Origin of the sequence: Rhizobium mongolense USDA 1844 (assembly GCF_000419765.1) — a bacterium.
Taxonomy (GTDB): domain Bacteria; phylum Pseudomonadota; class Alphaproteobacteria; order Rhizobiales; family Rhizobiaceae; genus Rhizobium; species Rhizobium mongolense.
In genome coordinates, this window is record NZ_ATTQ01000011.1 from 224,898 (window position 1) to 246,006 (window position 21,109).

The 21,109-nt window shown below is 61.0% G+C and carries 19 protein-coding genes and 1 riboswitch; of the genes, 12 read left to right on the forward strand and 7 right to left on the reverse strand.

The annotated features are described in order from the left end of the window. Nucleotides 1–262: 262 nt before the first annotated feature. From atzF to A3C3_RS0122290, 7 genes are all read right to left on the reverse strand, one after another. Entirely contained in the window at nucleotides 263–2,089 is a 1,827-nt protein-coding gene (gene atzF, locus A3C3_RS0122260; protein ID WP_022716798.1) for an allophanate hydrolase, read from the reverse strand. Next, nucleotides 2,089–5,625: an urea carboxylase gene (uca, locus tag A3C3_RS0122265; protein ID WP_022716799.1), complete on the reverse strand. Its 3,537-nt coding sequence runs from the start codon at nucleotides 5,623–5,625 to the stop codon at nucleotides 2,089–2,091. Before uca ends, atzF begins: the two co-directional genes overlap by 1 nt. A 1-nt stretch (nucleotide 5,626) precedes the next feature. Then, nucleotides 5,627–6,277, reverse strand: coding sequence for an urea amidolyase associated protein UAAP2 (locus tag A3C3_RS0122270; RefSeq protein ID WP_028739895.1), 651 nt, complete (start codon nucleotides 6,275–6,277; stop codon nucleotides 5,627–5,629). 13 nt (nucleotides 6,278–6,290) lie between these two features. After that, the gene (locus tag A3C3_RS0122275; protein WP_022716801.1) at nucleotides 6,291–7,109 is read right to left on the reverse strand and encodes an urea amidolyase associated protein UAAP1; all 819 of its coding nucleotides are present in this window, start codon (nucleotides 7,107–7,109) and stop codon (nucleotides 6,291–6,293) included. Then, nucleotides 7,106–7,933, reverse strand: a complete 828-nt coding sequence (locus tag A3C3_RS0122280) for an ABC transporter ATP-binding protein (protein WP_022716802.1) — start codon at nucleotides 7,931–7,933, stop codon at nucleotides 7,106–7,108. Before A3C3_RS0122280 ends, A3C3_RS0122275 begins: the two co-directional genes overlap by 4 nt. Beyond that, entirely contained in the window at nucleotides 7,930–8,748 is an 819-nt protein-coding gene (locus A3C3_RS0122285; RefSeq protein WP_022716803.1) for an ABC transporter permease, read from the reverse strand. Before A3C3_RS0122285 ends, A3C3_RS0122280 begins: the two co-directional genes overlap by 4 nt. Before the next feature lie 62 nt (nucleotides 8,749–8,810). After that, nucleotides 8,811–9,884 carry a putative urea ABC transporter substrate-binding protein gene (locus A3C3_RS0122290; protein ID WP_022716804.1) on the reverse strand — a complete coding sequence of 358 codons (1,074 nt, stop codon included), beginning with the start codon at nucleotides 9,882–9,884 and terminating at the stop codon, nucleotides 8,811–8,813. A 74-nt stretch (nucleotides 9,885–9,958) separates the two neighbouring features. Continuing rightward, nucleotides 9,959–10,067: riboswitch (guanidine-I (ykkC/yxkD leader) on the reverse strand. A gap of 318 nt (nucleotides 10,068–10,385) precedes the next feature. On the opposite strand from A3C3_RS0122290, the gene A3C3_RS0122295 reads away from it, so the two are divergent. The 12 genes from A3C3_RS0122295 to A3C3_RS0122350 all read left to right on the forward strand — a co-directional run bounded on the left by A3C3_RS0122295 (nucleotide 10,386) and on the right by A3C3_RS0122350 (nucleotide 21,109). Beyond that, entirely contained in the window at nucleotides 10,386–10,871 is a 486-nt protein-coding gene (locus A3C3_RS0122295; RefSeq protein WP_022716805.1) for an Hsp20 family protein, read from the forward strand. A gap of 154 nt (nucleotides 10,872–11,025) precedes the next feature. After that, complete coding sequence (locus tag A3C3_RS0122300; RefSeq protein ID WP_022716806.1) at nucleotides 11,026–11,247, forward strand: hypothetical protein; 222 nt, start codon at nucleotides 11,026–11,028, stop codon at nucleotides 11,245–11,247. 152 nt (nucleotides 11,248–11,399) lie between these two features. Next, nucleotides 11,400–11,669, forward strand: coding sequence for an acylphosphatase (locus tag A3C3_RS0122305; RefSeq protein ID WP_028739896.1), 270 nt, complete (start codon nucleotides 11,400–11,402; stop codon nucleotides 11,667–11,669). Nucleotides 11,670–11,838: 169 nt separating this feature from the next. Further along, nucleotides 11,839–12,486 (forward strand): Rieske 2Fe-2S domain-containing protein, encoded by a 648-nt coding sequence (locus A3C3_RS0122310; RefSeq protein ID WP_022716808.1) that lies wholly within the window; start codon nucleotides 11,839–11,841, stop codon nucleotides 12,484–12,486. Further along, complete coding sequence (locus tag A3C3_RS0122315) at nucleotides 12,483–13,328, forward strand: aromatic ring-hydroxylating oxygenase subunit alpha (RefSeq protein ID WP_022716809.1); 846 nt, start codon at nucleotides 12,483–12,485, stop codon at nucleotides 13,326–13,328. The genes A3C3_RS0122310 and A3C3_RS0122315 overlap by 4 nt, the downstream gene beginning before the upstream one ends. Then, nucleotides 13,325–13,984: a glutathione S-transferase family protein gene (locus A3C3_RS0122320; RefSeq protein ID WP_022716810.1), complete on the forward strand. Its 660-nt coding sequence runs from the start codon at nucleotides 13,325–13,327 to the stop codon at nucleotides 13,982–13,984. Before A3C3_RS0122315 ends, A3C3_RS0122320 begins: the two co-directional genes overlap by 4 nt. Nucleotide 13,985: 1 nt before the next feature. Next, on the forward strand, nucleotides 13,986–15,365 hold the full coding sequence (locus tag A3C3_RS0122325; RefSeq protein ID WP_022716811.1) for an amidohydrolase: 1,380 nt from the start codon (nucleotides 13,986–13,988) through the stop codon (nucleotides 15,363–15,365). A gap of 24 nt (nucleotides 15,366–15,389) precedes the next feature. After that, a complete protein-coding gene (locus A3C3_RS0122330) occupies nucleotides 15,390–16,487 on the forward strand; it encodes a BMP family ABC transporter substrate-binding protein (protein ID WP_183906826.1) in 1,098 nt (365 codons plus the stop codon). Between the two features lie 3 nt (nucleotides 16,488–16,490). Further along, on the forward strand, nucleotides 16,491–18,014 hold the full coding sequence (locus A3C3_RS0122335) for an ABC transporter ATP-binding protein (protein ID WP_022716813.1): 1,524 nt from the start codon (nucleotides 16,491–16,493) through the stop codon (nucleotides 18,012–18,014). Continuing rightward, complete coding sequence (locus A3C3_RS0122340) at nucleotides 18,011–19,111, forward strand: ABC transporter permease (protein ID WP_022716814.1); 1,101 nt, start codon at nucleotides 18,011–18,013, stop codon at nucleotides 19,109–19,111. Before A3C3_RS0122335 ends, A3C3_RS0122340 begins: the two co-directional genes overlap by 4 nt. Beyond that, nucleotides 19,108–20,019 (forward strand): ABC transporter permease, encoded by a 912-nt coding sequence (locus tag A3C3_RS0122345; protein ID WP_022716815.1) that lies wholly within the window; start codon nucleotides 19,108–19,110, stop codon nucleotides 20,017–20,019. The genes A3C3_RS0122340 and A3C3_RS0122345 overlap by 4 nt, the downstream gene beginning before the upstream one ends. A gap of 292 nt (nucleotides 20,020–20,311) precedes the next feature. Further along, nucleotides 20,312–21,109, forward strand: coding sequence for a creatininase family protein (locus tag A3C3_RS0122350; RefSeq protein ID WP_022716816.1), 798 nt, complete (start codon nucleotides 20,312–20,314; stop codon nucleotides 21,107–21,109).

Consider the following 21,109-nt stretch of genomic DNA (forward strand, 5'->3'; position numbering starts at 1 on the left):
TGCTTCCGACGAAGGACTTGACATGCCGGCAAAAATTTGGCGGCCGCAAGTGGCTTTCGCTAGATTGTGCTGCTTCTGTGAGGGCTATTGCTTGCGGCGCCTGGTTGTGTCCTCAGCGCTTCACGTCCTCCCATAACGTCGCGTAAGCCGCTATCCGTTGGGGATCGCACGAGGCGAACGACACGAAGCCAAAAAAAGCCATACCCAGTCTCGGAGGGGGAGCGTCGTTTTTGCACGGGAGGCCGAACCGCCAGTGATGTCCTCATCCTCTGTCCTTTTCCTCTGTTTCGGTCTTCATCCGCATGTAGTGTCGCCAGCCGCCGAGTTCGGTAATCTCGTGCGCGCCATCGACGGCATAGGCTTCGCAGATAAATCCTGAGACGCTGGAGCCATCATCGAGAACAAGCTTGCCGATGCCGAGCGGTCCGGGGATATTTTGCACGAAGCGACCAAAGGCTTCTGGAGCCAGCGCCCAGACTTCGACTTCGAGACCTTTTCCCTGATACCCAGGTTGGCGCACCAGACCGGGTTTTGGCGGGGCTGTGTTCGGAAGGACAAATAGCCGGTAGTCACCTGCAGTCCGGCAAGTTTTGACAAGGCGCCCACCTCCTGCCGTGAGCTCGTAATTGAGCGGCATGCCAGTCAGATGTGCCCCGACGACAGCGATCGGCACCGAGCGATCATCGGCCTGCGGCACATGGCTTACCTCGGGGATGACGGCCGCGCGGTCCTTACCCATCCCCATGTTCAAGGTCCGGTGCATGGCGTCGGCTAAAGGGGCGAGAGCGTCGTCGGAAAAGGCCGGGCCGATCAGCGTGACACCGGCCGGCAGGTGGCCGTCCGCATCAAATCCGGCTGGGACGGCGATCGCCGCGCAATCGAGCAGGTTGACGAAGTTGGTGTACCGGCCGAAATGACCGTTTTTGACAATCGGATCCGCCATCATCTGCTCGACCGTATAAGTGGTCGGCGAGGTCGGCAGCATCAAAATATCCGCCTTTTGCCATTCCTGCCTGGTCTTCTGCCGGAGCGCTTCGAGCTTGTATCTGCCCTCGAAGGCGGCAACGGCATCATAGGCTTTCGCACCCTCAATGATAGTGCGCACCGTCGGATCAAAATCACCGGCATTCGTCGCGAGAAACTCCTTCACCGCGGCCAGCCGTTCGGCGACCCAGGGGCCGTTATACAGCAATTCGGCCGCCTGCCGGAACGGGGCATAATCGAAAGGAACGATGGTGGCACCGAGAGCACGCGCCCTTTCGATGGCCGCATCATAGAGGCCTTCGACATCCTTGTTGCCGAAGAATTCCCGTTCGGCTCCGTCGAGCACGCCGATCCTCAGGCCGGATGCGGGCAGGCTGGCGGGAACTGCCTTGCGTGAGAAGGGGTCGGCGGCGTCATAACCCTCCATCACTTTGCGGATCGCAACGCCGTCGCCGACCGTCGCGGCAAAGACGGTGACGACATCGACGCTGCGGCAGGCGGGAACCACGCCGACATTCGGCACGAGCCCCGGCGTCGGCTTGATGCCGACCAGATTATTGAAGGCCGCCGGCACGCGGCCGGAACCGGCCGTATCGGTGCCGAGCGCGAAGCTCGCCAGGCCCGAAGCAACGGCAACGGCCGACCCGGAACTCGAGCCGCCCGACACATAATTCCTGTCGAAGACCGAGCGCGGCGCGCCGTGGGGCGACCGCGTGCCGTTGAGGCCGGTGGCGAACTGGTCGAGATTGGTCTTGCCGATCACCAACGCGCCGGCGGTTGTCAGCCGCGCCACCACCGTCGCGTCCTGCTCGGGGCGATAAGCAAAGGCCGGGCAAGCCGCCGTCGTCGGCAAGCCGGCAACATCGATATTGTCCTTGACCGCGAAGGGGATGCCCCAGAGCGGGAGACTGTTTGGCCCGGGAGCGCGGGCCATCAGATCCCTGGCGGCGGCGCGCAAATCATCGTCGGGGGTCTGTGTGATGAAGATCGCCGGATCATCGGCAGCTCTGCGTCGGGCGATCAGCTGCTCGACGAGATCGAGGGGCGAAAGGCCGGCTGCATAGGCGGATTGGAGCGAAGCGAGATCGAGAATGGTAGGGAGCATCAGATTTCCTCCAGCACGACGAGGACATCGCCGGCTTTCACGTTGCGGCCGGGGCCTGCGCGCAGATCGCGGACGCGACCTGGGGCATGGGCGGTCACATTAATTTCCATCTTCATGGATTCGATAATGGCGAGCGTCTGACCGGCGGCGATCGGCTGGCCCTCCTCGACGAGGATCTTCCAGACGTTTCCGGGGACGGCGCTTTCGACGCCAAAGCAGCCTTCGGGTATTTCGCCCCCAAGGCCACTGCCGGTGCCCTCGTCGACGACGAAGCTGTCAAGGCCGAGATCCTTCCAGCGCTTGCGTTCGGCCTCGAACGCCGATTGCTGATTGGCCTTAAAGCCGCCAATCGCCTGTGCATTGGCGGAAAGCTCCGCCTCATAGGCCGCATAGCTGAATTCGGTTTCCTCGATGCGGACTGGATAACCGCCATAAGGGAAGGCGGCGCGCGCCTCGGTCAGTTCCTCGTGGCTCACGGGGAAGAAGCGGATCTGGTCAAAAAAATCGAGCAGCCAGGGCTTGTCCTTGGAAAAGAACGGCGTCTGGCGCCAAGTGTTCCAGACTTGAATCGTCCGGCCGAACAACTGATAGCCGCCGGGACCTTCCATGCCGTAGATGCACATATAGGCGCCCCCGATGCCGACGGCATTTTCCGGCGTCCAGGTTCTGGCGGGATTGTATTTTGTCGTCACCAGCCGATGCCGGGGATCCACCGGTGTGGCAACCGGAGCGCCGAGATAGACGTCGCCGAGCCCGAGTACGAGATAACTGGCGTCGAAGACGACCTTGCGCACCGCCTGTTCGTCGGCCAGGCCGTTGATGCGTCGGATGAACTCGATATTCGACGGGCACCAGGGCGCATTCGGCCGGACGAGTTCCTGGTACTTGCGCATCGCAAGTTCGGCATCTGAATCGTTCCAGGAGAGCGGCAGATGCACGATCCGGCTTGGCACCTTCACTGCCTGCGCCGGCGGCAGGGAAGCTTCGATCTCGGAGAGCAGGCCAAGAAGGCTTGTACGGGTGAGGCCGCTTCCGCCATAGTGGATCTGCAGCGATCGTATGCCGGGTGTAAGATCGATAAGCCCGGTGAGTTTCTCCTCCTTGATCGCCTGCATCAAAAGATGGACACGCAAGCGGAGCGCAATGTCGAGCTGCATTGGCCCATATTCGACCAGCAGGTTGTCGTCTCCCTGCCGGCGATAGATCACGGGGACCGGCCCCGTCTCGTTCCGTCCGACGATCGGGCAGCCGGCGGCATCGCCGATACGCTTGACCATCGGCCCGGCGATCGGGTCTCCGGTGCGTTTCACCGCGTGGAAGCGAATCTTGTCGCCCGGTTTGAATTGGCCCATCTTCCATTGTTCGTCGCGCGCAATCACCGCCGGGCAAACGAAACCGCCGAGACTCGGTCCGTCGGGGCCGAGGATGATCGGCATGTCACCGGTGAAGTCGATTGCGCCGACGGCATAGGCATTGTCGTGCAGGTTCGACGGGTGGAGCCCCGCCTCGCCGCCATCGGTGCGGGCCCACGTGGGCGCCGGACCGATCAGCCGCACGCCGGTGCGGGCACTGTTGAAATGGACTTCGTATTCCGTCGAAAACAGCGTTTCGATGTCTTCCGTCAAAAAGAAATCGGGAGCGCCATGCGGGCCGTAGAGGACGCCGACCTCCCAGGCGCGCGTGAGCTCGGCTGGGTCGTCGGCCGGCTTCGATGTCGGCTGCGGCGTGCGGGCAAGCCGCAGCACATGTCCGGCGCGAAGCGTGCCGGTCGCATGGCCGCCGAACTGTCCCAGGCCGAAGGTTGCTCGTGAACCGAGCACTACCGGTGCTGCAAATCCGCCGGCGACGGCGAGATACGAGCGCTGGCCGGCGCCAGCAATCGTCCCGATCGCAAGCGTCTGGCCCGCCTTGACGAGGATCGCCACTCCCTGCTGAATCGACGCACCGTCGAGGGTCATCGGCATGTGCGCGCCGGCAAGTGCGATCCTGACATCCGAGAGGAATTTGAGCACTGGGCCGGATACGGTGAGTTCGAGAGCTGCCGCCTCGTCGGCATTTCCGACCAGCCGGTTGGCATGGCGGAAGGATCGCTCGTCCATCGGCCCGCATGGCGGTACCCCGACGTGCCAGAGACCCAGCCGCCCGGGCAATTCCTGTAAGCTCGACTGGGCGCCTGGCGCGATCACCTCGACGACTTCGGGCACGAAGGCGAAATCATTAAGCGCCGTCGTCGCCACATCACCACTCGACAGGAGCTGCGAAGCCGCAATCGCCCTCAGATATTCGAGATTGGTCTCGATTCCGGAAATCGCGCTTTCCTTAAGAGCCTTGCCGAGTGCCGCGATTGCGGCGGGGCGATCTTCGGCCTTCACGATCACCTTGGCAAGCATGGGATCGTAATAGGGGCTGACCTCGGTGCCGGTCTCGATCCAACCATCGACACGCACGTTTTTCGGAAAGACGACCTCGGTCAGCAGTCCAGCGCTTGGTCTGAACTCCGCATGCGGCATTTCGGCATAGATGCGCGCTTCGATGGCCGCGCCGCTGGGTATAAGGGCCGCGTTACTGGCCAGCATATCCTCTCCAGCCGCCTGGCGGATCATCCATTCGACGAGATCGATGCCGAAGACTGCCTCAGTCACCGGATGTTCGACCTGCAGGCGGGTATTGACCTCGAGGAAGTAGAATTCCTCACGCGCAGGATCGTAGATGAATTCGACCGTTCCCGCCGAGCGGTAGCCGGCGGAGGCGCCGAGCGCGACGGCCGCAGCATGCAGCCGCGTGCGAACCGCATCCGGCAATCCCGGCGCCGGTGTCTCCTCGATCACCTTCTGGTTCCTGCGCTGTAACGAGCAGTCGCGATCGCCAAGCGCGATCACTCGGCCATTGCCATCGCCAAAGATCTGCACTTCAACATGGCGGGCCTTGGCGACAAAGCGCTCGAGATAGACGCGCGCATCACCGAAGCTTGCGCACGCCGTGCGCTGCACGCTCTCGAAGGCCGCCGTCAGCTGTTCGGGGTCATCGCAGAGTCGCATACCGATGCCGCCGCCGCCGGCGGTCGATTTCAGCATCAGCGGATATCCGATGCCGGCTGCGGCCGTAAGCGCGGCTTCGCTCGTCTCCAGCAGGCCGCTGCCGGGAAGGAGCGGCACCCCGCAGGCTTGCGCCAGCTCGCGGGCGGTGTGCTTGAGCCCGAAAGCCGCGATATTGCCGGGCGTCGGGCCAATGAAGGCGATGCCTACCTTTGCCAGCCGCTCGGCAAAGTCGATATTCTCCGAAAGGAAGCCGTAGCCGGGATGGACGGCCTCGGCACCTGTTGCCATGCAGGCCGCGATGACGGCCTCGACGTCGAGGTAGCTTTCGGCCGCCGGCGCCGGGCCAAGCCTAACCGCCTGGTCTGCCATCAACACCGCCTTGGAAAAGCGGTCGACATCCGAAAAGACGGCGACCGATGCAATACCCATGCGCTGCAACGTCTTGATGATCCGGACAGCGATCTCGCCCCGGTTTGCGATGAGAACCTTCTTGAACATGTCAGATCTCGCTGTCCCAGACCAGCACCCGGATCGGGGTAGGATCGAAACCGTTGCAGGGATTGTTGATCTGCGGGCAATTGGAAATGACGAGCAAAACATCCATCTCCGCTTTCAACTCCACATAGTCACCCGGCGCGGAGATCCCGTCGACGATCGTCATCTCGCCGCTTGGCTCGATCGGGACGTTCATGAAGAAATTGATGTTGGGGACGACATCGCGCTTGCTCATGCCGTGCTTGGAGACTTCAAGAACGAAATTGTCCCGGCAGGCATGGAGATATTTCGTGCCGTGGCCGAAACGTACCGTATTGCTCTCGCAAGAGCAGGCACCGGCGGACGTATCGTGGCGCCCGCAACTGTCGGCGGTCATTGTCAGCATCACCCGGCCCTCATTGGAGATGATCCTCGTGCCGGTCGAAATATAGGCCGCACCCTGTTCGCGCATCGTATCCTGGTTGGAGTAGCGCTCGGAAAAGTCCTTGGCATTGTAAAACAGCGTGTCGATCGCCTGTTGGCCGTAAGTGTCCTCGATTCGGATGGTCTGTCCCTTCCGGACCACCGCCGAAAATGGTGCCTCGGCCGGGATGTAATGGTCCTGTGCGGCGTTTTTGAGCGTGCGGCCCGGCGCTGTCTGAATGAAATCGGTCATGGTCATGTTTCCCTCACACGGCTTCCCGCGCGTTGTTTTCAAAGCCGCGAACAGCCTCGGCGGTCGCAGTCCGGCAAAGGTCGCCGCTCGGGGGCTCGGTCGCCGCAATACGCGTGACGGTCACCGGGTTGGGTCGATAGACCGTGTCCGGATTGAGCGGATGGGGGCAGTTGGAAAAACCGACGATCATATCCATCTCGGCGCGCAACTCGACATAATCGCCTTCGTGCAGAAGTTCCGGCTTCCACAAAAATGCCCCGTTCCGGTCGACGCGGACCGGAGCAAACAGTGCGAGGCCCGGCGGAATGTCGCGTTTATCGAGCCCGGCTTTGGTTGCAAGGAGGATCAGGTTGTCACGGGTGTTGCGTGTCCCCTGTCCGTATTTTGCCGCGTTCGACGTGAATGTGGAACCGCCCACCAGCCCGTCGTGGGCACCGGACGAGTCTTCCGTCACCGAAAACATCACCCGCCCCATGTCAGAGAAAATCACACGGCCCTTCCCAAGAGCAGTTGTCCACTGCACTTTCACTGTATCGGGTAGGTTCAACCGCTCGCTGGTGTCGGCGGCACTCCAGGCGATGAGGGAAATGGTCGAGAATCCGCTGTCGAGGCTGACACGGAATGCCTCGTGCTTCTTGATATGGGTCGACCAATACCAGCCACCCGGGATTACCTCGCGGTGAATGATCTTGTCGGGCGCGATCTCAGGCGCCGGCAATGGGCTCGCACCGGGCAGTGCCTTGGGTGCAAAATCGAGCCCCTTCTTCTGATGCTCCTCGTAACGCGCGCGGTTGGCAGCGATTTCTTCCGGCGAACGTCTGACGCGTGTCATGGCTGGGTTTCTCCTGACGAAGCCAGGTCGTCCCGGCAATGCCCCTGGTAAGCGACCAGGCCGTCCCGGTCGGGGCTGAAGATCGAAGGCGATCCGGCTTGGCGTGGCGGCCAGATTGAGATGTCCTTAGTGATGGTCGCGCCGTAGCGCAGCTTCTCCTCGGGTCGATCGCGGCGCCGCTCGAAGGCGACCACGCGGCTTGCAAGCGTGAAAGCCTCGCGCATGTCATGGGTAACCATGACGACGGTCATCTGCGTTTCGTGCCAGAGCCGTTTCATCAGTATGTGGATCTCGGCGCGGATACCCGGATCGAGCGCGCCGAATGGCTCGTCAAGCAACATCACCTTGGGCTTCATGATTAGCGCCTGGGCAAGCGCCAGCCGTTGCTGCATGCCCCCGGAAAGCTGTGCCGGATATTTGTCCTCCGCCCCGGCAAGGCCGACTTCGCCGATCAATTGCTGCGCCTCGGCAATCGCATTGCGCCGCGCCGCTCCGAAGAGCTTCGCCATGTAGCGCGCGCCGGAAAGTTCCTTGCCGAGCAGCACATTGCCGAGCACGGTTAGATGCGGAAAGACAGAATAGCGCTGGAAGACGACACCCCGATCGGCACCGGGCTGCGCCGGAAGAAGCTCGCCATCGAGCAAAATCCGGCCCCTGGTCGGCCGTTCCTGACCGAGCAGCATACGCAGGAACGTCGACTTGCCGCAGCCGGAAGGCCCGACAAGTGCGACGAAGGCGCGCGAGGGGACGGTCAGCGACACGTTCTCGAGCACGATCTGGTCGCCATATTCCTTCCAGAGATTTTCGATCCTGAGTTCGCTCATCCCTGCTTCTCCAGTTCGGACCAGGGGAAGACGGCGACGCGGATGCGATCAAGGACGTAGTTCGTCAGGACGGCGAGGAGCGTGATCCAGACGACATAGGGAAAGATCACGTCCATCGCCAGATAGCGGCGGACGAGGAAGATGCGGTAGCCGAGGCCGGATTCCGAGGAAATCGCTTCGGCCGCGATCAGGAAGAGCCAGGCGGGCCCCAACTGCAGCTTGAGGCAGATGATCAGCCGCGGCAGGATCTGCGGCAGCACCACGCGCAAGGCGATCTGCCACGAGGAGCCGCCAAGCGTCTCGGCCTTGACGACCTGCTCGCGCGGCAAGTCCAGCGCCTTTAGGGCCAGGTCGCGGATCATCGTCGGCGCGACGCCGATCACGATAAGAGCGATCTTGGATGTCTCGCCGAGACCCATCACGATGAAGAGGATGGGAAGCAGCGCCAGGGGCGGCACCATAGAGACGACAGCGATGAAGGGAGCGAGGAGCGCCCGCAGATACGGAAGCATGCCGATCAGCATTCCGATCAGCAGCGCGGTTGCTGTGGAGATGCCGAGGCCTGCGAAAAGCCGGATCAGGCTCGCCCAGGTATCCGACCAGAACAGGTATTCGCCGGTACGCTGATCCGCGATGAAGGCCATGCGTTCGATCGCCTGGGAAAAGCCGGAGAGAGTGGGCAGCAACTTATCGTTGGCATTCTCGGACAGGCGCGCCGCCGAGCCGAAGGCATAGGCTATGATCAGCAGCACGAAGGGCATCAGCATCAGGGCAAATTGCGCGCCCCGACCTGGCTTGATATTGATCCAGCGCATGAGGAAAGCTCCGCTGATGAAGGAATGACACGGCGCAGTTTTCCCGCGCCGCCGGTCGAACTTCAGAGCGTCCCGTCAGCGGCCGCCTTCATGTAGGTCTCGGTGAAGCGCAGCTTGACGTTGCCGCTGTCTCCGAGGATTTTGCCGTCCGGCATTTCGATCCCGATGACATCCGCCGACGGCGCACCGCTGCCGAGCAGGCCCTTCTCGAAGAGGAAGTTGCGCACCAGATCCATCGTCTTGGGAAGACTCTGGGACACGGTGAAGGCGACGGCGTCAGCAGGCTTGGCGAAGAGCTTGGTCGCAGCGATTTGCGCCTCGAAACCTTTAAGGTCGGTGCCGGAGGCCGACCCCATCGTCTCGCGGGCTGCCTTGCCGTCCGGCGTATCCGCCTCCATCAGCGCCGCGGTCTCATACCAGATGCCTGCCAGCGCCTTGCCGAAGTTCGGATTGTCCTTGAGCGCATCAGTATTGGCGACCATCAGGTCGATGATTTCGCCAGGAACCTGCGAACTGTCGAATACCTTCTTGGCCGAAGGATCCTCAAGGATGCTGGAGACCAGCGGATTCCAGGTGACGACGGAGGTGACGTCGGGCGTCTTATAGGCGCCGACCATGTCGGCGTCGGACGTATTGACGACCTTCACGTCGCGCTCTGTCAGCTTGATGCTTTCGAGCGCGCGAGCAAGCAGGTAGTGTGAGACGGAATACTCGACCAGATTGACATTCTGGCCCTTGATTTCGGCAAGACTCGTCTTGTCCTTGAGGATTACGGCGTCATTGCCATTCGAAAAGTCGCCGACGATCACGGCGGTCGTATCGACGCCGCCGGCGGCCGGAATGGAAAGGCCATCCATGTTGGTGAGCGTCACGGCATCGAAGGCACCGGCCGTATACTGGTTCATCGACTCGACGTAGTCGTTGAACTGGGTCACATCGATCTTGATGCCGTATTTATCGGCCCATTTCTTGACGATGCCGTGGTCGGCAGCATAGCCCCAGGGCATCCAGCCCACATAGATCGACCATGCAACCTTGAACTCGGTCTTTTGGGCAGCCTCGACGGTGGGGCCGAAGCCCAGGATGAAGTAGGCGGTCAAGGCGGTGATGGAAAGAAGCTTCGAAAAAGTCTGCATTGAAATTCCCCTTTTGCTTTTTTCAAAAAGGGATTGGCAAAGACCATCGCGCCGCCAATCCCTTGGCTTACGAGGTCTCCCGGGCTTTTGTCCCGCCGTGCATCCGGCAGGATTTCTCTCCCACCGACGGCAGCTCTCGGACCAGCACGCTTGTCAAGCGCCGGAACCCTAGCCACCAACTCACTATGTTCAAAGCAAGACGCGTGCCAGTTTCTGCCAAATTGATTCTATAAGGTTTTTCGATTGTCTCGGTTTTCTCACAGCGGCACCGAGCGGCAACTGCTCATTATTTAGGCGCAGCTGCCCAACGACGGCATCGCAGGAACGGCGGCGACAATTTTTAGCACTCTCGGGCCTGGAGTGCCAATTTTTGTCTGAACGCTCTTGAACCTGAAAACTCCGCAACCAAATCAGTTCCGTCAGCCGCCAGTACGGGGCTGATGTTGGAGACGCGAGTTTCCACGCGTCTCCATTCCATGTTGCTTTACGGAGGATATGGCTATGAGAAACGAATTCGACTTCGCCCCCCTTTACCGGTCCAGCATCGGCTTTGACCGCGTCTTCAATCTCCTCAACAATGCGCAGCGATTTCAAGCTGTCGATACCTGGCCGCCTTACGATATCGTCAAGGCAGGCGAGGACGAGTACCGCATAACCATGGCAGTTGCAGGTTTCGCCGAGGAAGATCTGTCGGTCACACATGAGCGAAACGTGCTCGTTATTGCCGGTGCGAAGCCCGACAAGGAGGATATGCAATATCTGCATCACGGCATCGCCGGCCGATCATTCGAACGACGCTTCGAGCTGGCCGACCACGTCAAGGTGCTTGGTGCGAGGCTGAAGAACGGCCTTCTGTCGGTCGAGCTGAAACGCGAGATCCCCGAAGAGATGAAGCCGCGGCGCATTGCTATCGGAACGAATGAGGCCAAGCAGGCCAAAGAGGAGACTGGGCCGCTACAGATCGAAGGCGAAAAGCAGGTGGCTTGATCGAACATGACGACGATCCGCGCCGGACTTTTACCCGGCGCGGCATTGCCGCGGTTGGATGCGATGCGTGTACTATTGGCTGCCACCAGCGACACAGTGTGCTGGCACAGCCGCAGTCATGAAGTGTCGAACGTGAGGGAGGGAGGTGATTGAAATGACCCTATCGTCAGGCGAAGTAAGGGCCATCATCGGTCCGGTTGACGAGGTCTTGCTTGCGGACATTTTGGCGACAGGAGCTTCGGCAAGGGAACTGGCAGAGGCCTGGGCCTGGGTGAATGCTGAAGAAGCTCTGGCCGATGAAGGCCGTCCGTTGCCGACGGGAAGAATTGCGCGGCTTGTTGATCTGCTGGATCCCGGCCAGGAGAACGAACTGTGAAGCCCCGCTTGCGCGACTGATCGGCTGCAAAGGGCAGTGCCTACCGCAGACCGCGACAGCAAGCGCGGCTGAGGCGCGCTTTGATGACCACCCTTTCATAAGTCCACTTGGGCGCTATGCTCTGTGCCAAGATACCAAGCTTAGGGCCTTTCATGACGGAACAACATCAAAGCGACTTTCGGGAGCGAATGACGATCCTCGGCGAACTTGATGCCGCTTCCTTCCTTCCTTGGATCCGACGCCATGCCGCTAAGCTCGGGCTTGCGCAGGCGATCGTCCATACCAGTTCCGACCGGGTCGAGCTCGACATCGCCGGGCCCGTGGAACTGATCGACATGATGGAGATCGGATGTTTGCTCGGGCCCATCGATGTCTGGGTCGAGACGATACACCGCACACCAATTGATGGGGGAACCGGCTGACGTCGCGATCGATCCTTTCCTGCCTGCATGCGCATCGTATGCCTTATATTTAATCAAGATTGCCAATGCGAAAAAATTATGCAAACTTGACCGTGCTGATTGGCGGGCCGCCGACCCTTAGCCGCGGATTCAGCAACCAGGCCATTGATTTTATATAGAAAGCCGAGTGATGCTGTCTGACACGACGGGCTCTTGGACGCCAGTCGCCCTTTCCGCGGATTTGCCAGCGGGAACCGTTATTCCGGCACGGACGCCAGCCGGGCCGATTGCTCTTTGGCGAAGTCGGTCGGGGCACGTGACAGCATCGGCAGACCGGTGTCCGCATCGCGGCATGCGCTTGTCTCACGGCTTCGTGCGTGGCGAGGCACTTTCGTGCATCTATCACGGCTGGAGCTACACCCGGACTGGAACCTGCCTGCGCATCCCGGCCCATCCAGGCCTCACGCCGCCCGAAACGATCCGCTTGGAGACGCAACAGGTCGAAGAGTCTGACGGCGTCATCTGGGTTGCCGCAGAGCAACTTATGGCTGGGCCCCCGCGGCTTGAAGGCCTTGCTCCATTGCGCTCCCTGGTGGCAGATGCCGGTACTGAGGCGGTCGAGGCCGCTGCGAACGGAAAGGCAGGCCCGGAAGGCCTTGTCTGGCATGCGCAGAATAGCCAGACGATCCGGCTGTTGCTCGTCCCGCAAGACAACGGCCAGACATTGATTCATGTCCTGCTGGACAATGATACCTGCCTGGCCGCGCGCATTGCCGCGTCACGGGCATCCGAAACTTTGCGGCGGATGGCCGAGGAGCTTCAGGGGAAAGCGTCATGAGGCAAAATGCAATGATCGACGAGTGGTATCCCGTCGGTCTCTTCAGCCAGCTCGACATCGATGGGCGCAAGACCGCCCTGATGGGAGAGCCTATCGAAGTGGCGCTTGACGCCCACGGAAACATCAACGTGAAATCCAGCGACGGGCGCTTTCTCCCCGTTTGCCTCCGCTACGGCCACATCTGGTCCTCTCTCGGCAAACCTCGAAAGGATCTTTTTCCGATTCCCGAGGCCGATCAGCCCGGCCGCCGGTTTGTCGATGTGGGTGTCGCTCGCGTGCGCTGCTCGCCGCTGCGCGCAGTGGAGAACTTTCTCGACATAGCGCACTTTCCCTTTGTGCACACCGACATCTTGGGCGCGGAGCCACACACCGAGGTTCAGGACTACAAGGTCGAAATCCGCGAAGAAGTAGATGAGGTCTGGGCCACGCAGGTTAAATTCTACCAACCGCAGGCTGCCAAGTCGGCAAGCGGCGGCATCACGACCGAATACATGTACCGCGTGCCGGCGCCGACCTGCTCCGTCCTTTACAAGACCTGTCCGCCCCGTCCTGGTGAATGGGATGTCATCGCCCTCTTCGTCCAACCCCTCGCCGAAGACCTGTGCGACGTCTGGCCGTGGATGGCGCTCTTCGACGATGTCACGCCGATGACCGACCTGATTCACTTTCAGCAGACGATCTTCCTGCAGGACCGGTCCATTCTCGAAAACCAGATCCCCAGGCTCCTGCCCCTCGATCCCGGAATGGAAATCCCCACCAGAGCCGACCTGACTTCGATCGCTTACAGACGCTGGCTGAAACGCCACCACTACACCTACGGGGCACAATTGGTGGCGCAATGAAGCTCTATGATTACGTTCTCTCACCCAGTTGCTACAAAGTTCGGCTGATGGCGGCACTGGCCGGGGTGAAGCTGGAAATCCGGCCAGTAGATTTTCATCCCGGCGCCGAGCATCGCAGCCTCGAGCTCATGGCGCTTAATCCGGCGGGCTCGATCCCGATCTTGGAAGATGGGGATCTGATCCTGACCGAATCCGCCGCCATGCTTACCTACCTCGCCGCCAAGTCCGCGCCAAAGTGGCTGGGCAGCGGCACGCCGGTAGAAACAGCGCGCGTCCAGCAGTGGCTTTCGTTCTCACACCGGCTGACCGCCAACCTCGGAGGCGCGCGCCTTCATGAAATGCTTCTGCGGCCGGGGGACATCGCCTCGCTTCAAGCACAAGGGATTGCTGCGCTTCGCGAACTGGAAGCGAACCTGGTCGAACAGGGCTTGCGGGGATTTCAGTTCCTCGCGTCGAACCGCCCGACAATTGCTGATATCGCTTGCTTTCCCTACGTGGCGCTCGCGCCGGATGGCGGCATCCCGCTCGACTCCTATCCCGCCATCAGGCTCTGGTCGCGTGCAATCCGCAGCCTCGATAATTTTGTCGAGATGCCTGGCATCCATAGGCTGCACGAATTAAAGCCCGAACCCTACGCCGAACCGGGCGAGGTGTGACGTGGCGGGCTATCTCCTAACGAACTGTGCTGCCGTCATTGCCAATGATGGCGAGGGGCTGCGTGTCTGCCGGAACGTGGACCTGCTGACAAACGGTCCTTCGATCGAAGCGATCGGCGAAAACCTCTACAAGGAAGAGCTGCCGGCCGGGACCATCACCCAAGACGCGACCGGCTGGTTCGTCTACCCGGGGCTCGTCAATACCCACCACCACTTCTTCCAGTGCTTCGTACGCAACCGGGCGGATCTCGATTGGACGAAGCTGGCGGTCATCGAATGGCTTGATCGCATCTATCCAATCTTCGCGCGTCTGACCGAGGACTGCTTTTACCATGCCTCCGTCACCGCCATGGCGGAGATGATCAAGCACGGGTGCACGACGGCCTTCGACCACCAGTACTGCTTCCCGCGCCGCGCTGGAAAGCAACTGATCGACCGCCAGTTCGAGGCAGCCGACCTGCTGGGCATGCGTTTTCATGCGGGCCGCGGCGGCAACACGCTGCCGAAGTCCGAAGGCTCGACCGTCCCGGACCCCATGCTGGAGACGACGGACGAATTCATCGCCGATTGTACGCGCCTGATCGACACTTACCACGATAGGAGCCCCTTCAGCATGCGGCAGGTCGTGGTCGCGCCCTGTCAGCCGGTCAACTGCTATAGAGAGACCTTCGTCGAGGCGGCAGCGCTGGCGCGCGACCGCAGCGTGCAACTCCATACCCATGTCGGCGAAGGCGAAAGCCCCGTCATCAAGGCTCGACACGGCATGAGGACGGTGGATTACTGCGCAGAAATTGGATTTGCCGGTCCCGATACCTTTTATGCCCATTGCTGGGAACTCACTCATGACGAACTGCGCATGATGGCGGCAAGCGGCACCGGTGTCTCCCATTGCCCCGAGCCGGTTTATCTGGTCGGCGCCGAGGTCACCGATATTCCGGCCATGTCGGCCTTCGGTCTCCGCGTCGGTCTCGGCTGCGATGGAGCCGCCTCGAACGACAATTCAAACCTGATGCACTGCTTGCGCTCCGCCTATATGCTGCAGTGTCTGACAGCCTCGACACGCGCGCATCCCGTCCCGCCTCCGGTCGATTTTCTCGGCTATGCGACGACCGGCGGGGCGGCCCTCCTCGGCCGCCGGGATATCGGCCGGCTTGCTCCCGGGATGGCCGCCGACCTCTTTGCAATCGACACCCGGCGCATGGACTACATCGGCACGCGGCATGACCCGCTGAGCCTGATTGCCAAAGTAGGCATCGGAATGCCTACCGACATGACCATGATCAACGGACGCATCGTCTGGGCTAAGGGCGAGTTCATCGGGCTCGACGAAATGCGGCTGTTCGCCGAAGCCGAGGCCGCTCTCGCGACAATGGAATTCTAAAAACGAAACAGGGGAACTGACATGCTGAAAAACCTCACCCGCAGAACATTGATAAAGGCTGTTGCCGCCTCCGGCGCCGCAAGCGTGCTTGGCGGCCGGTCCTCCATGGCAGCCGACGAGCCGCTCGGTATTTCTCTCGTGATCCCCTCGCCGGTCGGTGACGTCGGCTGGGGACACGCCCTTGCCGCCGGCCTCGAACCCGTCAAGGCTGCGTACGGCGACAAGGTAAAGGTCACGGTCATCGAGAACATTCCGGAAGGTCCGGATGCCGACCGCATCATGAACAAGACGGTCGCCGACGGAAACAAATTCCTGATCGCCGGCTCCTTCGGCTATCAGAACGGCGCCCTGCAGATCGCCCGCCGGAATCCGGCAGTCACCGTGCTGCATGCCTCCGGCTTCCAGGTGGCACCGAACTTCTCGCCCTTCGCAGCCAAGTATTTTCAGGGAACCTACCTGCTCGGCATGGCAGCCGCTGCGCTCTCCAAGACCGGTAAGTTAGGCTCAGTGTCCGCCTTTGCCATTCCCGAACTGATCACGTCCATCAACGCCTTCACGCTCGGTGCCCTGTCGGTGAAACCGGATATCGAGGTGTCGGTCGTGTGGGTGAACTCGTGGTTCGATCCGGCCAAGGAGCAGGAAGCTGCGAAGGCGCTGATGGCGCAGAAGTGCGATGTGATCTTTTCCAACGCGCAGGACACGCCGTCGGTCATCTCGGCCTGCGAGGAAGCCGGCGTTTACGCGTTCAACCTCAACTCGTCGATGAAGAAGTACGCGCCTAAGACCTATCTCGGCTGTGTCGCCACCGACTGGTCGCCGTTCTTCAAGGCCTCGGTGGACGCTCATATCGCCGGCACGTTCAAGGGCGGCAATGCCTTCCTCGGCGTCGCCGAAAAGGTCGTCGAGGTTGTAGACTGGAATCCGGATATCCCGGCCGACGCCATGGCGAAGATCAAGGAGATCGAGGCGAAGATCGCCAGCGGCAGCTTCACTCCCTTCACAGGGCCGATCACCAAGGCCGATGGCAGCGAAGCGGCAGCGTCTGGTGCAACGCTCACCGATGGCGAGGTCGTCGCCATGAATTGGCACGTCAAGGGCGTCACTACGCCTCTGCCGAAGTGAGCCATGACCGTTCCGCTCCTGTCGCTGCGCGGCATTTCCAAGAGCTACGGCCAGAACCGGGCCAATCAAGCCATCGACCTGGACGTGGCCCCGCAGTCGATCCATGCAATCCTCGGAGAAAACGGGGCGGGTAAATCGACTCTGATGAAGCTGATCTATGGCGTCGAGCAACCGGACAGCGGAACCGTTATCTGGGAAGGAGAACCCTTGAGCCTTGCATCCCCTGCGGAGGCGAGGCGCAAGGGCATCGGCATGGTCTTTCAGCACTTCTCGCTGTTCGAGACCCTGACGGTGGTGGAGAACACGCAACTGGTCGTTGCTGGCCGAAAAGCCGAACTCACTGAGGGCATCCGGAAGCTCGGGCGCGACTTCGGGCTCGAAGTCGATCCCCTTGCCCATGTGCACACGCTTTCCGTCGGCGAGCGGCAGCGGGTGGAGATCATCCGCTGTCTGCTGACAAACCCGAAGCTGCTGATCCTCGACGAGCCGACCTCCGTCCTGCCGCCGCAATCGGTGGAGAGACTCTTCGAGACATTGCGTCGCCTGCGCGACGGTGGCGTCTCCATTCTCTTCATCTCGCATAAGCTGGAGGAAATCCGCGCGATCTGCGACAGGGCGACCATTCTGCGCGGCGGGCGCGTCACCGGGCATGTCGATCCGCGAAAACACGATGCTCATGACCTGGCCCGCATGATGATCGGCCGCGACATGCCGGAGCCCATGCCGGCGTTGCCCATTTCTGGCGGGGAAAAGCGGCTTGAAATCATGGGCCTCGACTATCGGCCGGATGACCCCTTTGCCATGCCGCTCTCCACTTTAAGCCTCACGGTTCGTTCGGGCGAAATCCTCGGCATAGCCGGAATTTCCGGCAACGGGCAAAGCGAGCTTGCCTCGCTCATTTCCGGCGAAGTGGTCCTGCCAGGAGAACAGCGCGAGCGGATCTACATGATGGGAAAGGACGTGGGCACGTTCAATGCGGCTGCTCGCCGGCAGCTTGGATTTGCCTTCGTTCCCGAAGACCGGCTTGGGCGCGGCGCCGTACCCGAAATGTCCCTCACCCAAAACAGCCTGCTGACCGCTCATCCGCTCAACCTAGTCAGGTACGGTCTCGTTGACGAAGCGAAGGCGATGACGTTCACCGATGAGTGCATCCGCCAGTACGATGTCCGCACGCCTAGCCCAGAGGTGGAAGCCGGCTCGCTCTCTGGCGGCAATCTGCAGAAGTTCATCGTCGGCCGAGAGATCATGCTGTCTCCGAAACTGCTGTTCATCGCACAGCCGACATGGGGCGTAGACATCGGCGCTGCATCGGCCATCCGCAGGCGGCTTGTCGGGCTGCGTAACGAAGGCATGGCGATCCTCATCATTTCAGAGGAGCTCGAAGAGCTTTTCGAACTCTGCGATTTCATTCAGGTGTTGCACCACGGCACGCTGAGCCCGGCTCTCGTCACACGCGACACGCGGCCGGAGGAGATCGGGCGATATATGATCGGTGCACATTCTTCGCAGGAGAAGGCTCTGGCATGAGGGCTTCATTTGCAGCTATCCTTCCCACCCTGGTCCGTCGGGAGCGCGCCTCGCTGACCGCCACCTTGCTTGCGCCTCCCGTTGCTCTGGGCGTGGCTACCATTCTCAATCTCGGACTTTACGTGTTGATGGGGCGCGATCCGGTCGCCGTCTTCTACGCGATGCTTCTCGAACCCTTCCTCTCCTGGGCGTCGTTCTCGGAAGTCATGCTGAAGACAGGCCCCCTTCTCCTCATCGCGCAGGGCCTGGCGATCGGCTTTCGTGCCAAGGTCTTTAACATCGGTGCCGAGGGCCAGTTCATTCTGGGTGCGATCTTCGCCTCGGCCATCCCCGTATGGTTCCCGCAGGCGACGGGTCAATGGATTTGGCCACTGATGCTGTTCCTTGGCGCACTCGGCGGTGCTTCATGGGCATCGCTTACCGCCTTCTGGCGCGTCAGGCTCAACGCGAACGAGATCCTCGTTTCCCTGATGCTGAGCCTCGTTGCTGCGCAGTTGCTCAACTACCTGCTGCTTGGTCCCTGGAAGGATCCCAACGGGTTTAACTTTCCTCAGTCTGTGATGTTCCAGTATGACGCGATGGTGCCGATCTTGATCTCCGGCACCCGCATCAACGTTTCCCTTCTCCTGACGATCGTCTTATCGATGGTGGCATGGATCTTCATGCAGAAGAGCTTCACCGGCTATAAGCTCCAGGTCGGCGGCCTCGCGCCGCGTGCCGCCGGCTACGCCGGTTTCAACGAAGGCCGCGCGATCTGGCTTTCCCTTCTCATTGGCGGATGCGCCGCAGGGCTTGCTGGCGCAGCCGAGGTTGCCGGTCCCCTCGGCCAGTTGCAGCGCTCGATTTCCACAGGTTATGGCTATGCGGCTATTATCGTCGCCTATCTCGGCGGTCTGCATCCAATCGGGATCGTGGTCTCTGCACTGTTCATGGCGGCGCTCTACATCGGGGGGGACAATGCCATGGTGTCGGCAAACTTGCCGATTGCCGCGGTCCGCGTATTTCAGGGTAGTCTCCTCGTCGCCTATCTCATCGCCTTACCCTTCGTGCGGTACCGTCTCGAATGGCGCCTTTCCGCCTACCGGAGCCAGCCATGAACGCCATCGAATTCATCCTTACCGGGATGCTCGCGGCTGCGACGCCGTTCCTCCTTGCAGCTCTCGGCGAGCTGGTGGTCGAGCGAGCCGGGGTTCTCAACCTCGGCGCCGAGGGTTTGATGGCGTTCGGTGCGGTGCTCGCCTTCATCATTGTCTATCATGGTGGGGGCCATCTTTTGGGTTTCGTCGCCGCCGGTCTCGGCAGCGCCGCACTCTCAATTGTATTTGCCGTCATCGCGGTCGGACTTCGGGCAAACCAAGTAGCGACAGGCCTTGCGATCGGCATTCTCGGCCAAGGCCTCTCGGCGCTCTTCGGCAAGACTTATGAAAGCCTCACGGTCAAGGGGCTTCCAAAGCTTGCCTTTCCCTGGCTTTCCGATATCCCAGTGATCGGCCACCTTTTCATCCAAGACGCCGTCGTCTGGCTTTCCCTTGCCGCGACATTCGCCATCTGGGCGATGTTTGCCTATACGAAGGCCGGCCTTGTCGTCCGGGCGATCGGCGAGAACCCCAAAGCCGCCCATGCTGTCGGGTATTCAGTCATCGCCGTCCGCTTCGCCGCCATCGCATTCGGCGGAACGATGGCAGGGTTTGCCGGCGCCTACGCGTCGGTCGTCTACACACCGCTTTGGGCCGATGGGATGATCGCCGGTCGTGGCTGGATCGCAATCGCGCTCGTCGTCTTCGGGACGTGGCTCACCGGTCGGATCTTTTTGGGGGCGTGCCTCTTCGGAGCCGTGTCACTGACGGGTCTCGCAGCCCAGGCGGCCGGACTGGACGTCCCATCACAACTGCTGGCGAGCCTGCCCTATCTCGTCACGATTATCGTGCTGGGCATCATTTCGGCAGACCGCCGCCTGCTTAAGCTGAATGGCGTCGCCTCGCTCGGCGAGCCTTTCGAACGCTAGCATAACGCGAAGCGGCTTTTGAAAATTCAGGTGTGAAGAGTTCGACCCATGAACCTACGTTGCGGCGCAACCGGCCATTGGCCGAAGGCGCGCGTTTCGAACCGCATTTTCTCTTCGGATTGTGACCGAGAACCTGTGTCCGAAAAACTATTCCGAGCGCCACCTGGGCAAGCCTTAGACTGGACTCTTGGCACCTCTCGCAAAAAGGCATCGGCATTGGCGCAAATTGATGCTTTTCGCATGCACGCAGGTTCCCTACTCAATAGTGGAAGGCCAAGGAAGGGATGCGGCAATGGCGATGCCATTTTACTGGAACGAGCTCAATACCTCTGACTTCGCGGCGCTTTCTTGCGACACGACCATAGCCATCCTGCCGATCGCGTCGACAGAACAGCATGGGCCGCATCTACCAATCGCCACCGATGTCGCAATCGCAAACGGAATGCTTGCGGTGTTGCGTAAGGAGCGGCCCGAAGACCTCGACATACTGGTCCTGCCGACACAGGAGATCGGCAAGGCGAACGAACATATCTATGGCCCGGGCACGCTCTCGCTTGGTGCCGAACTTTTGATCCCGGTCTGGACCGCGATTGGCGCAAAGGTCGCGGAAGCTGGCATCCGCAAAATGGTGATCGTCAACTCGCATGGCGGCAATGTCGACATTATGAGCATCGTCGCGCGCGAATTGCGCGTCCGTCACCAGATGGCCGTGCTGTCGACCCAGTGGGGCCGGTTCGGACATCCGGAATGCATGATCAGCGAACACGAAGCAAAATACGGTATTCACGGCGGCGAGGTGGAGACCTCCCTGATGCTGCATTTCCGGCCGGACCTGGTGCGCATGGACAAGGCACAGAACTTTGCCTCGAAAGCCGAATGGATGCGGGAACGGTCGAACTATATTCAGCCTTTACCCCCGCATTCGTTGGCGTGGATTGCGCATGATCTCAATCCCAACGGCGTCGTCGGCGACGCCTCGCGCGGCACGGCGGAAAAGGGCGCAGCCATCTGCCGACATCAAGTGAAGGGCTTCATCGAGATGCTCTATGATTTGAAGCTCTATCCTCTTTCAAATCTCTACACGAAATAA

Coding starts and splice junctions, on each gene's coding strand:
- atzF (WP_022716798.1), bottom strand. CDS start 2,089: ATGCTCCCTACCATTCTCGATCTCGCTTCGCTCCAATCCGCCTATGCA.
- uca (WP_022716799.1), bottom strand. CDS start 5,625: ATGTTCAAGAAGGTTCTCATCGCAAACCGGGGCGAGATCGCTGTCCGG.
- A3C3_RS0122270 (WP_028739895.1), bottom strand. CDS start 6,277: ATGACCGATTTCATTCAGACAGCGCCGGGCCGCACGCTCAAAAACGCC.
- A3C3_RS0122275 (WP_022716801.1), bottom strand. CDS start 7,109: ATGACACGCGTCAGACGTTCGCCGGAAGAAATCGCTGCCAACCGCGCG.
- A3C3_RS0122280 (WP_022716802.1), bottom strand. CDS start 7,933: ATGAGCGAACTCAGGATCGAAAATCTCTGGAAGGAATATGGCGACCAG.
- A3C3_RS0122285 (WP_022716803.1), bottom strand. CDS start 8,748: ATGCGCTGGATCAATATCAAGCCAGGTCGGGGCGCGCAATTTGCCCTG.
- A3C3_RS0122290 (WP_022716804.1), bottom strand. CDS start 9,884: ATGCAGACTTTTTCGAAGCTTCTTTCCATCACCGCCTTGACCGCCTAC.
- A3C3_RS0122295 (WP_022716805.1), top strand. CDS start 10,386: ATGAGAAACGAATTCGACTTCGCCCCCCTTTACCGGTCCAGCATCGGC.
- A3C3_RS0122300 (WP_022716806.1), top strand. CDS start 11,026: ATGACCCTATCGTCAGGCGAAGTAAGGGCCATCATCGGTCCGGTTGAC.
- A3C3_RS0122305 (WP_028739896.1), top strand. CDS start 11,400: ATGACGGAACAACATCAAAGCGACTTTCGGGAGCGAATGACGATCCTC.
- A3C3_RS0122310 (WP_022716808.1), top strand. CDS start 11,839: ATGCTGTCTGACACGACGGGCTCTTGGACGCCAGTCGCCCTTTCCGCG.
- A3C3_RS0122315 (WP_022716809.1), top strand. CDS start 12,483: ATGAGGCAAAATGCAATGATCGACGAGTGGTATCCCGTCGGTCTCTTC.
- A3C3_RS0122320 (WP_022716810.1), top strand. CDS start 13,325: ATGAAGCTCTATGATTACGTTCTCTCACCCAGTTGCTACAAAGTTCGG.
- A3C3_RS0122335 (WP_022716813.1), top strand. CDS start 16,491: ATGACCGTTCCGCTCCTGTCGCTGCGCGGCATTTCCAAGAGCTACGGC.
- A3C3_RS0122340 (WP_022716814.1), top strand. CDS start 18,011: ATGAGGGCTTCATTTGCAGCTATCCTTCCCACCCTGGTCCGTCGGGAG.
- A3C3_RS0122345 (WP_022716815.1), top strand. CDS start 19,108: ATGAACGCCATCGAATTCATCCTTACCGGGATGCTCGCGGCTGCGACG.
- A3C3_RS0122350 (WP_022716816.1), top strand. CDS start 20,312: ATGGCGATGCCATTTTACTGGAACGAGCTCAATACCTCTGACTTCGCG.